The organism is Streptomyces sp. NPDC058685, assembly GCF_042714725.1.
Lineage (GTDB): Bacteria > Actinomycetota > Actinomycetes > Streptomycetales > Streptomycetaceae > Streptomyces.
Genome location: NZ_JBHXSL010000012.1, coordinates 22,909 through 35,702, shown reverse-complemented (window position 1 = coordinate 35,702; position 12,794 = coordinate 22,909). Strand labels below are relative to the sequence as shown.

Below are 12,794 nucleotides of genomic sequence, written 5' to 3'. Positions count from 1 at the left end.
GGGTTCGTGTCCGGAGCGTCCCGTCCGGGTCGCGACGACCCGCTCCGCACACTCGCTAGGCGCGGCCTGCGGTCTTCTGCGTCTTGCGGGTGATCGAGTCGATCACGACGGTGGCCAGCAGCACACCACCGGTGATCATGTACTGGATCGGGGTGGCGATGCCCTCGAGCGCCAGTCCGTACTGGATCGAGACGATGACCATGACGCCGAGGAGGGCGTTCCAGGTCCGGCCCCGGCCACCGAAGAGGCTGGTGCCACCGATGACGGCCGCCGCGATGACGTTCATCAGCAGGTCACCGGCGCCGGCGCTCTGGTTGGCCGCCGCGATCTTGGAGGCCCAGAACAGGCCGCCGATGGCCGCGAAGGTGCCGGCGAGCGAGAAGACGGAGACCCGGATGGCCGTGACGTTGATACCGGCACGCCGCGAGGCCTCCACGCTGCCGCCGAGCGCGAAGATCTTCCGGCCGTAGGTGGTACGGCGGAGGACGAAGTCCGTGATCACGAGGACGGCGAGGAACAGGACCAGCGCCAGCGGCAGGCCCTTGTACTGGTTGAACATGATCGCGCCGGCGAAGGCGATCACGGCCAGGGCCACGGTGCGCACCACGATGTCGACGAGCGGCCGGGACGGGATGCCGGCGGCCGCACGGCGGCGGTTGTCGTAGAAGCTGGAGAGGAAGAAGCCGGCCACGGCGACCGCGGCCAGACCGTAGGCGGCGGCCACGTCGGTGAAGTAGTACGTGGTCAGCTTGCCGACGACGCCTTCGCCGTCCAGGTTGATCGTGCCGTTCTCGCCGAGCAGCTGGAGCATGAAGCCCAGCCAGAACAGCAGGCCGGCCAGCGTGACGGCGAACGCGGGGGCGCCGATCCGGGCGAAGAAGAAGCCGTGGAGCGCGCCGATGGCGGCGCCGCTGACCACCGCGATGAGGACCGCGAGCCACTCGTTCATGCCGTGGGTGACGCTCAGCACCGCGACGACGGCGCCGGAGACACCACTGACGGAGCCGACCGACAGGTCGATCTCACCGAGCAGCAGGACGAAGATGATGCCGACGGCCATCATGCCGGTGGCGACCATCGTGACCGCGATGTTGCTGAGGTTCTCGGCGGAGAGGAAGTTCGAGTTCAGGCTCTGGAAGATCGCGCCGATGATGATCAGGCCGACGATGACCGGCATCGAGCCCAGGTCACCGGCGTGCATCTTGCGCTTGAACTCGGAGAAGTAGCCCGCGAGGCCCTGCTCGCGCACCAGCAGCCGCGGGTCGACCGCGGTGACGGCGGCCTTGGCGGCCTCCGGGTTCACGACGGGCGCGTCCGTGGGCGCGTCGGTCGTCGTGGAGGTCTTGTCGATGTTCACTTCTGAACCTCCGCGTTGCGCGCCGCACGACGGGTCACGGCGTTGTCCGTGGCGCCCGTGATGGCGGAGATGATCTCTTCCTGCGACGTGGACTTCACGTCGAAGACACCGTTGTTGCGCCCGAGGCGCAGGACGGCGACCTTGTCGGCGACGGCCTTGACGTCAGCCATGTTGTGGCTGATCAGGATGACCGCGTGGCCGCGCTCACGCAGGCGCTCGACGAGGTCGAGTACCTGGGCGGTCTGCTCGACACCGAGGGCCGCGGTCGGCTCGTCGAGGATGACGAGCTTGGGCTCACCGAGCATCGAACGGGCGATGGCCACCGTCTGGCGCTGACCACCGGACAGCGAGGCGATCGGGATGCGCACGCTGGGGATGCGGATCGACAGCGTGTTCAGGAGCTCGAGTGCACGACGCTCCATCTCGACCTCGTTGAGAATGCCGCGCTTGCGGATCTCCCGGCCGAGGTAGAGGTTTCCGACAACGTCGATGTTGTCGCACAGCGCGAGGTCCTGGTAGACGGTCGCGATGCCCAGGGCCTGGGCGTCGTGCGGACGGTTGATCGACACCGACTTGCCGTCCCACTCGATGACGCCGTCATCGATGGGGTGCACGCCGGCGATCGTCTTGACCAGCGTGGACTTTCCGGCGCCGTTGTCGCCCACCAGGGCTACGACCTCTCCGGAGTGGACCTCAAGCTCTACGTCGGTGAGCGCCTGGACGGCACCGAATCGCTTGGAGACCCCTCGCAACGCCAACACGGGCGTAGCGGACACGTGAACCATCTCCTTCGCCGCCTGACCGGCGGGGATGCCGCGCCGGGGTGTGGCGCGGAGGCTGAGCAGCAGGGAACTAGTGCCCCGGGAGCGGCACCAGGGGCGAAGCGATCCGTCCGGCGCCCCACCCCATCAGCGGGGTGGTTGGGATGGGGCGGGACGCCGGACAGGCTTCTGCGGGTGCGGGCCCTGACGGGCCCACGGCCTTACTTCAGGCCCGCCGCGTCACAGGCGGCCTTGTACTTCGGGGTGCAGATCTCCTGGACGGTGTAGACGCCGTCCTTGATGACCGTGTCGTTGATGTTGTCCTTGGTCAGCGAGACGACCGGGACGAGCACGGTCGGGACGCCCTTGGTGGTGGGGCTGTCCACGGTGTCCTTGGCGATGGAGTCGAGCTTCTCGCCCTTGGCGAGCGCGACAGCCATCTCGGCGGCGGCCGCGGCCTCCGGCTGGTACGGCTTGTAGACGCTCATGAACTGCTCACCCGCGACGATGCGCTGCACACCGGCGAGCTCGGCGTCCTGGCCGGTGACCGGCGGGAGCGGGGAGATGCCGGCGGCCTTGAGGGCGGTGATGATGCCGCCCGCCATGCCGTCGTTGGCGGAGTAGACGCCGACGATCTTGTTCTTGCCGAGGGCCGAGATCGCCGCCTCCATGTTGGCGTTGGCGTTCTCCGGCTTCCACTCCTTGGTGTCGTACTCCTTGCCGACGGTGACCTTGCCCTCGAGCTCGGCCTTCGCGCCCTTCTTGAAGAGCGCGGCGTTCGGGTCGGTGATCGCACCGTTCATCATGACGATGGAGCCGGCCTTGGCCTTGGCGCCCAGCGCCCCGAGGAGCGCCTTGCCCTGGACGTGGCCGACCTCTTCGTTGTCGAAGGAGGTGTAGGCGTCGATCGGGCCCTCGGCGAGGCGGTCGAAGGCGACGACGGGGATGCCCGCGTCCTTGGCCTTCTTGACGCCGCCGGCTATGGCCTTGGAGTCGACAGCGTCGACGATCAGAACATCGACCTTGTTGGTGATCATGGTGTCGACCTGCTGCGTCTGCAGAGTCGCGTCCTGCTTGGCGTTGGCGTAGACGACCTTCGCCTTGCCGTTCGTCAGCTCGCCGACCTTCTTCTCGATCAGCGGCTTGTCGAACTTCTCGTAGCGCGCGGTCTGGTTCTCCGGCAGCAGCAGACCGACCGTGATGTCGTCGCCCTTCGCGGCGCCCGACTCCTTGGCCTTGTCGCCCGACTCCTTGGCGCTGCCACAGGCAGCGAGCGAGACGGCCATGGCGGTGGCGGCAGTAGCAACGGCGGCACGACGCAGATGTGCGTTCATCTGTGGAAACCTCCCTGACGGGGCCGCGTCGTTGCGGCCGAGGTGGCTGGAAGTCAACTCGGCCCCGGTGCCAGCGTCAAGGAGTAAATCCTTAACGAGATGACAACGGTGCCATTCGTTATCTAAGTGAAGGCAGGCGCACTGGTCGGCAGAGCGCTGTCAAGAAGGGTCGAATCGCCCATTTCGCTGAGCACCAGAGCCAGTGCGCCAAGCACCTCGGCCCGTCCACCAAGAGCGCCCGGTGCCACCGACAGCTGCCGCGCGGCGCTGGGGATGGCGTACCGGGAGACGGACTCACGAATGGGTCCCAGAACCAATTCTCCGGCCTCGGCGAGGTCCCCGCCCAGCACTACGCGGCTCGGGTTCAGGAGATTGCAGAGATTGGCCACGCCGCTGCCGATGTGGCGGCCCACGTCGGCGACGACCCGGCGGCAGCCGGGGTCGCCCTCCCGGGCCAGCTGGACCACGCGTTCCATGGTCAGATCGACGCCGTGGCTGGACTGGAGCAACGGCAGGACGTAGCGGGCGGCGGCGAACGTCTCGAGGCAGCCGCGGTTGCCGCAGCGGCACACGGGACCGGACTCGTCCAGGGTGATGTGGCCGATCTCGCCGGCCGTGCCGCCGGGCCCGCGGTAGATCTGGCCGTCGATCACCAGACCGGCGCCGACGCCGCTGGCGACCTTGATGTACGCGAGGTCCCGGACCCCGCGACCACTGCCCCAGACCAGCTCCCCGAGCGCGCCGAGGTTGGCGTCGTTGTCCACGTACACCGGGACACCGAGCCGTCCGGAGAGCTCCTCGCTGGGGTTTATCCCCGTCCAGCCCGGCAGGATCGAGGTGGAGCCGAGGGTGCCCGACTCCACGTCGATGGGACCGGGCACGCCGAGGCCCACGCCGATCACCTTGTCCGGGCCGATCCCGGTCGCCGAGATCAGCCGGTTGACCAGCTGCTCGGCCCGCCCGAAGCCCTGGGCGGAGGAGGCGTCGACGTCGAGCGGCTCCGACTCCTCGGCCAGCACCTGATGGGCGAGATTGCCGACGGCGACCCGCAGATGCGTATGGCCGAAGTCGACGCCGATGACGATGCCCGCGTCACCGCTGAGGGACACGCTGCGGGCCCGCCGGCCGCCCGCGGAGGTGGGTGTGACCTCGACGGTGCCGCCGTCTTTCAGTTCGCGAACGATGTTGGAGACCGTGGCCGCGGACAGGCCGGTGCTCCTCGCGATCTCGGCCTGCGTCAGCGAGCCCGCCATGCGGACCGCGCGCACAACCCGTTCGAGGTTGGCCCGGTGCAGAGATGTCTGCGATCCCGGAGTCTCCATTGACTCATCCACTCCTGCCCCCGGTGGGCGGCACGACGGCCGCCCCCGGCCGGAATCCCCGTGAGGCAATCCCGACGTCTCTCCAACTTGTGAACTCTAAGCTGAACGCCCCGGGGGTTATCCCGTCAAGACCTTGAGCGGCGCGAGGGCGGCCGCGCGCCGGGTGCACGGGGGCGCCGGTACGGCGAATGCCCCGGCGGGAAGGCCCGCCGGGGCACGGTCGTCGCAGCGGCACGGACCGGACTACTTGATCGCGCCGGCGGTCAGTCCCGCCACCACCTGACGCTGGAAGATGATGTACGCGGCAAGCACCGGCAGCATCGCCATGACCAGACCGGCGAACAGTCCGGACCAGTCGCCCTTGTACCCCTGGCTCACGGCCAGCTCCACCAGCCCCTGCGAGAGCACCTTGCGGTCCGGGTCCGTGTTGAGCACGGTCGGCAGCATGTACTGGTTCCACTGCCCGAGGAAGTTGAAGATGCCGACGCTGATCAGGCCGGGCTTCGCCATCGGCAGCATGACCTGGAAGAAGGTCCGGGTGTGCGACGCGCCGTCGATCATCGCGGCCTCGGCCACCGAGGACGGCAGTGTCCGGAAGAAGGCGGTCAGGAAGAAGACCGTGAACGGCAACGAGTAGGCGATGTAGACGAGGATCAGCCCGTGCAGCGTGTTCAGCAGGCTGACGTTGTTCAACACGTAGAACAGCGGCACCAGCGCCAGCATGATCGGGAAGCTCATTCCTCCGATGAAGAGGAAGTAGATGAAGCGGTTCCCGGGGAAGTCGAAGCGCGCCAGGACATACGCGGCCATGGAGCCGAACAGCAGCGTGCCGATCAGCGAACCGCCCACCACCAGGATGGTGTTGAGGAAGTAGTCGCTCATGTGCGCCTGGCTCCAGGCGCGCGACCAGTTCTCGAAGTGCAGCGAGTCGGGCAGCGACCACGGCGAGGTGAAGATCGCCCGGTCCGTCTTGAAGGACGTCATCACCGCCCACAGCAGCGGCAGCACGACCATGATCGCCCAGATGACGAGCACGCCGTGCGAGAAGACGTTGAGCACACCGCCCGAGCTGCTCTTCGCGGGGGCGGCGGGCTCCACCGTCGTCTTCACGACCTGCGGGCGGACCTCGGGGACACCGGCGGGCGGCGCGTCAGTGGATTTCACCGGAGATCACCTCGTGCTGTCGTGCCGGCCACCGCGACCGAGCTGTTTTTCTGCCGGGGGTCCGAGGGCCTGTCCCCGGGATGACGCCGCATCAGTACTCCAGCCGCTCGCGCCGGCCCAGCCGCATCACGACGGCCGCGAAGGCCAGGGTGACGACGAGCAGGGCGACACCGATCGTGGTCGCGTAGGCGGCCTGTCCGTCGCGGAAGGCCGTTTGGTACACGTACAGCGTGAGAACCGTGGTCGAGTAGTCGGGTCCGCCCGGCCCCACGGTCATGATCTGCACGACCGCGAAGGACTCCGCGCCCAGGGCGAGGATGCCCATGTAGACCCAGCCGGACTGCACGGTGTCCCACAGCAGCGGAAGGGTGATGCGGAAGAAGGTGGTGAACCGGCTCGCGCCGTCGAGCAGAGCCGCCTCGTAGAAGTCCTTGGGAATGGACGCCATACCGGCGGAGAAGAGGACGACGAAGAATCCGACCGTGCTCCAGACCAGGACCGCCATGACACACCACAGGGCGAGGTCGGGGTCGCCGAGCCAGTCCGGCTGGATGCTGTCGAGACCGACGGCCTGGAGAGCGCCGTTGATCGCACCGTCGTTGGGGTTGTACGCGAACTGGAACAGCAGGGCGACAATCGCGATCGACAGCACCTGCGGGAAGAAGTACGCGATTTTGTAGAAGGACGAACCGCGGACGCCGGCGATGGCGGCGCCTTTCCGGCGCCGCCCGCCGACATTCAGCATGAACGCGAAGAACAGTGCGAGGCCGAGCGTCACCAGCGGCAGGAGCAGCGCGAACCAGAGGCTGTGCTGCAGCGATTTCCAGAAGATGTCGTCGTCCAGCATTCGACTGTAATTGTCGAAGCCGACCATCTTGAAGTCCGGGCTCAGGCCCGTCCAGTCCGTGAACGAATAGTAGATGGACTGGATGAACGGCCAGATGACGAAGACCGCGTACAAGGCCAAGGGGGCCGCCAAGAAGCCCACGATGAACCGGTACTTGCCGTGTTGCATGGTTACCGACCCCGATCTTCCGGCGAATGCCGCCGCTGGTGACGCCTGCTCACTGGTGCTTGTAGTGCTTGATCGACTGGTCCTTGGCCGCCGCGTCCGCGAAGCCCTGGATCTTCTTGATGGTCTCCGCGGGGGTCGCGCGGCCGGCCATCATCTCACCGAGACCGGCGACGCCGATCTGCTCCTTCTGGAGCTTCACGTACCAGTCCTGGATGCGCGGGTTGACCACGTTGTCGCCGGCCTTCTTCAGCGAGTCGACGCCGGACTGCATGGCCGTCGAGAGCGTCAGACCGTCGGTTCCGCCGTTGAACGCCGTCAGGGACTTCACCGACGCGGTGAAGCTCTTCGACGAGGCCTCGCTGAGCATGATGCGCAGCTGCTCCATGCCGCCCTCGGCGTTCTTCGCCTTGGCCGGCACGATGAAGGGCTCGCCGCCGGACGCCCAGATGGTGCCGAACGGCAGCTTGTCGGACGCGTCCAGACTGGAGGGCGCGGCCACCATCATCTTGAAGTCCTTGGGCGTGGTCTTCGCCGCCTCGTTCTCCACCCAGGAGCCGTTGGGGATGAAGAGCGCCTTGCCCTCGGTCCAGGCCGTCTGGGACTGGATGTGGTCGATGCCGGGCGTGCCCTTGAGGATGTAGCCCTTCTTGTAGAGCTCGTAGTACGCCTCGAACGCGGCCTTGACCGCGGAGTGCTCCCAGGCCTTCGGCTCCAGGTTGTCGATGGCGTCGAGGACCTCGCGGCCGCCGATCTTGGCGATGAAGGGGTACAGCGAGAACGGCAGGTAGTACGGGTGCTTGCCCGCGTACGTCCAGCCGGCGATGCCCTTCTTCTTCGCCTTCTCGCAGAGCGCGAGCATCTCGTCCCAGGTCTCCGGGTACGCGGAGTCGAGCTTCTCGAGGTTGGTCTGCGAGTACCACACGCCGTAGACGGTGTAGGCGTAGTAGAGGATCCAGACCGGCTCGCCGTCGAACTGGCCCATCTCGACGATGCCCGGCCGCAGGGTGTCGCGGACCTTCTTGTTGGGGTCGTCGATGGAGGGCGCGTCGAGCAGCGGGGTGAGGTCGGAGAGCTGCTTCTTGCCGACCAGGACGCCCATGTCCATCTGCTGGGCGCCGGAGTTGTCGATCAGGTCCGGCGGGGTACCGCCGTTGAAGCGCGGCTGGAGCTCCGACTGGATCTTCTGGGTGGCCCGGTGCTTGACCTTGGGGGCCTTGGGGAAGGCGGCCTGGTACTTCTTCTCGGCGTCCAGTGCGTACTGCTGGCCGAATCCGCCGTCGAAGATGACCACCTCGAGCTGCGCCGTCTCGTTGACGCCGAGCGGGTTCTTGGCGGACTTCTGGCCCTTGTCGACCTTGTCGCTGCTGCCACCGTCGCCGCTCGCGCAGGCGGACAGGAAGCTCATCGTCGGCACGGTCAGCAGGCCGAGTGCGGCAGACCGCTTGATCAGACTACGACGGCCAAGGCCCTCATTGTTGTGGGCGGAGGTGGATCCCATGCTCAAGTCCTCGCCTTCTCCAGGACTCAGGCGGTGTACCGGTCGCCCGTCCATATCGCCACAGGCGAAGGGCCCCGCCACCGCGGTCAGTTGCTGTGTTCTCCCGGGGGGAAAACCAGTGAAGCTCGGGGTCGTGCACGGTTGGCAGCGGGAACGGATCGTGTGGGGACGGTAGTCGATACGCTCGGCCGTCCGCCTCCCCCGTCCCCCCTGGCCCGCTGCCATATAAAACAGGTATGCGGACGCCGACAGGTATAGTCCACTTCAGGTCAACGGAGCAAGATCGAAAGCAACTTTGGGGAGCAGTCTTTCCCGAGTTGAGACCTCGACGGATACCTGGCCCCCGTGCGCGCCCATATGACCACATCATTTGTTGCGGAACGGTCGAATCCAGCCGCGCCACATCGCCAACACCCTTGACACCGCCTGGCACTTGCCTCCCTACTGGAGCCTGCGCATCGCGCTGACAACGTTGTCCGACGCGGCTTCACCTGGAGGACAGGCCCGTGATGGCCAGACCCAGACTTCAGAGTCCACTCAATGCGGCAGCCCTGGTGGCTGCCGCTTCCCTGCTCGTGGTGACGGGCCAGTCGGCCGCCGTCGCCCAGCCCGCGCCGGCGGCTCCATCCGCCGCGGCAGACCGGGAATTCACGACCTCCTTCGAGGAGGACGAACGCCAGCCCGACTGGCGCAATACCGTAGAAGTCGGCCCGGACGGAAAGAAGCGGTCATCCGGTGTCGACGGCGGCTTCTCCACCGGAATACCGGGCAATATCACCGACAAGGTGATAGAGCTCCGCGCGAGCGGCGAGAACACCGGCGCGGGAGAAACCAAGGAGAACCTGGTCGACCTTCAGCCGGGCACCAAATGGCTGGGATTCGAGCCCACCGCCTGGATCGAGTTCGACACCGACGAGCCGGTCAAGGTCGTCACGTACGCCATGACGTCCGCGAACGACCACGCCGAGCGGGACCCGAAGGACTGGACCCTCAAGGGCTCCGCCGACGGCAAGGACTGGAAGGTCCTGGACACCCGCGAGGGACAGAGCTTCGAGAAGCGCTTCCAGACCAGGACGTACGACATCGGCGCCGCGTCCGAGGTGACGGCCTACGCGCACTACCGGCTGGAGATCACCAAGAACAACGGCGCCTCCGACGCCACCCAGTTGGCCGACGTCCAGTTCTCCAACGGAGACACCAGCGCCCCGACGCCGGACGAGATGCGCAGCCTCGTCGACCGCGGACCTGCCGGCTCCCCCACCGCCAAGTCGAACGCCGGATTCACCGGAAAGCGTGCCCTGCGCTACGCCGGCAACCACAAAGCGGACGGGCGGGCCTACTCGTACAACAAGGTCTTCGACGTCAACACGGCCGTCGGCCGCGACACCGAGCTCTCGTACCGGATCTTCCCCTCCCTCCCGGAGACGGACCTCAACTACCCGGCCACGAACGTGTCGGTGGACCTCGCCTTCACCGACGGCACCTATCTGAGCGATCTGCGGGCCGTGGACGCGCACGGCGGGCTGCTGACCCCACAGGGCCAGGGCGCCGCCAAGCGGCTGTACGTCAACCAGTGGAACCACGTGGCTTCCCGGATCGGCTCGGTGGCGTCCGGCAAGACCGTCGACCGCGTTCTGGTGGCGTACGACTCGCCCAAGGGCCCGGCGAAGTTCCAGGGCTGGGTCGACGACATCACGCTGGCGCCGAAGGCCCCGGAGAAGCGCCTCGCGCACCTCTCGGACTACGCATCGACCACCCGCGGCACCAACTCCAGCGGCTCCTTCTCGCGCGGCAACACCTTCCCCGCGACCGCCGTGCCGCACGGCTTCAACTTCTGGACCCCCGTCACCAACGCCGAGTCCAAGAGCTGGCTGTACGAGTACTCCCGGGGCAACAACGCGGACAATCTGCCCGCCGTGGAGGCGTTCGCCGCCAGCCACGAGCCCAGCCCCTGGATGGGTGACCGGCAGACGTTCCAGGTGATGCCGTCGGCGCTCGCCGGCACCCCGGACACCGACCGCGACAAGCGGGCGCTGCCCTTCAGGCACGAGAACGAGACCGCGCGTCCGCACTACTACGGCGTCACGTTCGAGAACGGCCTCAAGGCCGAGATGACTCCGACCGACCACGCGGCGATGATGCGCTTCACCTATCCCGGTGACAACGCGAGCATCCTCTTCGACAACGTGACGAAGGAGGGCGGCCTGACCCTCGATCCGGCCACCCGTTCCTTCAGCGGCTACTCGGACGTGAAGAGCGGCTTGTCGACGGGCGCCACCCGGCTCTTCGTCCACGGTGTCTTCGACGCACCGGTCACCGACTCGGGCGCCACCGGCGTCAGCGGTCACTTCCGGTTCGACGCGGGCAAGGACCGGAGCGTCACGCTGCGCCTGGCCACCTCGCTCATCAGCGTCGACCAGGCGAAGAAGAACCTCGCCGACGAACTCCCGGCGAGCAGCCGCTTCGACCGGGTCAAGGACAAGGCGCAGGACGCCTGGGACGAGGTGCTCGGCCGGATCGAGGTGGAGGGCGCCAACCGCGACCAGCTGACCACGCTCTACTCCAGCCTGTACCGGCTGTACCTCTACCCGAACTCCGGGTTCGAGAACACCGGCACGAAGTCGCGGCCCAAGCAGCAGTACGCGAGCCCGTTCTCGCCGATGACCGGCCCGGATACCCCCACCCATACCGGCGCGAAGATCGTCGACGGTGAGGTCTACGTCAACAACGGTTTCTGGGACACCTACCGCACCACCTGGCCCGCGTACTCCTTCCTCACCCCGAAGAAGGCGGGCGAGCTGGTGGACGGCTTCGTCCAGCAGTACAAGGACGGCGGCTGGATCTCCCGCTGGTCCTCGCCGGGCTACGCGGACCTGATGACCGGCACCAGCTCCGACGTCGCCTTCGCGGACGCGTACGTCAAGGGCGTGGACTTCGACGCCGAGGCGGCGTACGAGGCGGCGCTGAAGAACGCGTCGGTCGTCCCGCCGTCCTCGGGCGTCGGACGCAAGGGCATGGAGACCTCGCCGTTCCTCGGCTACGCCTCCACCTCGACCCATGAGGGCCTGTCCTGGTCGCTGGAGGGCTACCTCAACGACTACGGCATCGCCTCGATGGGCAAGGCGCTCTACCAGAAGACCAAGAACCCGCGGTACAAGGAGGAGTCGGAGTACTTCCTCAACCGGGCGCGCAACTACGTCTCGCTCTTCGACTCCGAGGCCGGCTTCTTCCAGGGCCGCGACCTCAAGGGCGACTGGCGGGTGCCGAGCGCCTCGTACGACCCGCGGGTGTGGGGCTACGACTACACGGAGACCAACGGCTGGGGCTACGCCTTCACCGCTCCGCAGGACAGCCGGGGCCTTGCGAACCTCTACGGCGGACGCTCCGGGCTCGGCAAGAAGCTCGACACCTACTTCTCGACCCCGGAGACGGCCTCCCCCGAGTTCGTCGGCTCGTACGGCAGCGTCATCCACGAGATGACCGAGGCGCGTGACGTGCGGATGGGCATGTACGGCCACTCCAACCAGGTCGCCCACCACGTCACCTACATGTACAACGCGGCCTCGCAGCCCTGGAAGACGCAGGAGAAGGTGCGCGAGGTGCTCTCCCGCCTCTACACCGGCAGCGAGATCGGACAGGGCTACCACGGCGACGAGGACAACGGCGAGCAGTCGGCCTGGTACCTGTTCTCCTCGCTCGGCTTCTACCCGCTGGTGATGGGCAGTGGTGAGTACGCGATCGGCTCGCCGCTGTTCACCAAGGTGACGGTCCGCATGGACAACGGCCGCAAGCTGGTCGTCAAGGCACCGAAGAACAGCGCGAAGAACATCTACGTCCAGGGCCTGAAGGTGAACGGCAAGTCCTGGAACTCCACCGCCCTGCCGCACGAACTGATCGCCCGCGGCGGCACCCTGGAGTTCGCGATGGGGCCGAAGCCGTCCGCCTGGGGCAGCGGGAAGAAGGCGGCCCCGGTCTCCATCACTCAGGACGACCAGGCGCCGAAGCCGCGGCACGACGTGATCGAGGGTTCGGGTCCGCTGTTCGACAACTCGTCGGCGACGGAGACGACGCTCGGCACGGTGGAGCTGCCGGTGGCGTCGAAGACGCGGGCGCTCCAGTACACCCTGACCTCCTCGGCGCGCGCCAAGGCGCCGACCGGGTGGGTGCTCCAGGGTTCGAACGACGGGGAGCGCTGGAAGGATCTCGACCAGCGGTCCGGTCAGAAGTTCACGTGGGACAAGCAGACCCGCGCCTTCACCGTCGCGCGGCCCGGTACGTACACCACGTACCGGCTGGTGGCGGTGGGGACACCGACGCTGGCGGAGATCGAGCTGATCTCCTGA

At 67.2% G+C, this 12,794-nt stretch carries 8 protein-coding genes; 1 reads left to right on the top strand and 7 read right to left on the bottom strand.

The window, feature by feature from the left end; all coding sequences use genetic code 11:
* Positions 1–55: 55 nt before the first annotated feature.
* The 7 genes from ACFWU3_RS13865 to ngcE all read right to left on the bottom strand — a co-directional run bounded on the left by ACFWU3_RS13865 (position 56) and on the right by ngcE (position 8,451).
* Entirely contained in the window at positions 56–1,357 is a 1,302-nt protein-coding gene (locus tag ACFWU3_RS13865; RefSeq protein ID WP_384435809.1) for a sugar ABC transporter permease, read from the bottom strand.
* The gene (locus ACFWU3_RS13860; protein WP_313943543.1) at positions 1,354–2,142 is read right to left on the bottom strand and encodes an ATP-binding cassette domain-containing protein; all 789 of its coding nucleotides are present in this window, start codon (positions 2,140–2,142) and stop codon (positions 1,354–1,356) included. The genes ACFWU3_RS13865 and ACFWU3_RS13860 overlap by 4 nt, the downstream gene beginning before the upstream one ends.
* 197 nt (positions 2,143–2,339) lie before the next feature.
* Positions 2,340–3,452, bottom strand: coding sequence for a sugar ABC transporter substrate-binding protein (locus ACFWU3_RS13855; protein ID WP_384435804.1), 1,113 nt, complete (start codon positions 3,450–3,452; stop codon positions 2,340–2,342).
* A 122-nt stretch (positions 3,453–3,574) separates the two neighbouring features.
* Entirely contained in the window at positions 3,575–4,774 is a 1,200-nt protein-coding gene (locus tag ACFWU3_RS13850; protein ID WP_313943545.1) for an ROK family transcriptional regulator, read from the bottom strand.
* A gap of 243 nt (positions 4,775–5,017) precedes the next feature.
* Positions 5,018–5,884 carry a carbohydrate ABC transporter permease gene (locus tag ACFWU3_RS13845; RefSeq protein ID WP_384436161.1) on the bottom strand — a complete coding sequence of 289 codons (867 nt, stop codon included), beginning with the start codon at positions 5,882–5,884 and terminating at the stop codon, positions 5,018–5,020.
* Positions 5,885–6,029: 145 nt separating this feature from the next.
* Positions 6,030–6,953, bottom strand: coding sequence for a sugar ABC transporter permease (locus ACFWU3_RS13840; protein WP_313943546.1), 924 nt, complete (start codon positions 6,951–6,953; stop codon positions 6,030–6,032).
* 49 nt (positions 6,954–7,002) lie between these two features.
* Positions 7,003–8,451, bottom strand: a complete 1,449-nt coding sequence (ngcE, locus tag ACFWU3_RS13835) for an N-acetylglucosamine/diacetylchitobiose ABC transporter substrate-binding protein (protein ID WP_384435800.1) — start codon at positions 8,449–8,451, stop codon at positions 7,003–7,005.
* Positions 8,452–8,960: 509 nt separating this feature from the next.
* Here ngcE and ACFWU3_RS13830 point away from each other — a divergent pair.
* Positions 8,961–12,794, top strand: coding sequence for a GH92 family glycosyl hydrolase (locus ACFWU3_RS13830; RefSeq protein WP_384435797.1), 3,834 nt, complete (start codon positions 8,961–8,963; stop codon positions 12,792–12,794).

Coding starts and splice junctions, on each gene's coding strand:
- ACFWU3_RS13855 (WP_384435804.1), bottom strand. CDS start 3,452: ATGAACGCACATCTGCGTCGTGCCGCCGTTGCTACTGCCGCCACCGCC.
- ngcE (WP_384435800.1), bottom strand. CDS start 8,451: ATGGGATCCACCTCCGCCCACAACAATGAGGGCCTTGGCCGTCGTAGT.
- ACFWU3_RS13860 (WP_313943543.1), bottom strand. CDS start 2,142: ATGGTTCACGTGTCCGCTACGCCCGTGTTGGCGTTGCGAGGGGTCTCC.
- ACFWU3_RS13850 (WP_313943545.1), bottom strand. CDS start 4,774: ATGGAGACTCCGGGATCGCAGACATCTCTGCACCGGGCCAACCTCGAA.
- ACFWU3_RS13830 (WP_384435797.1), top strand. CDS start 8,961: ATGGCCAGACCCAGACTTCAGAGTCCACTCAATGCGGCAGCCCTGGTG.
- ACFWU3_RS13840 (WP_313943546.1), bottom strand. CDS start 6,953: ATGCAACACGGCAAGTACCGGTTCATCGTGGGCTTCTTGGCGGCCCCC.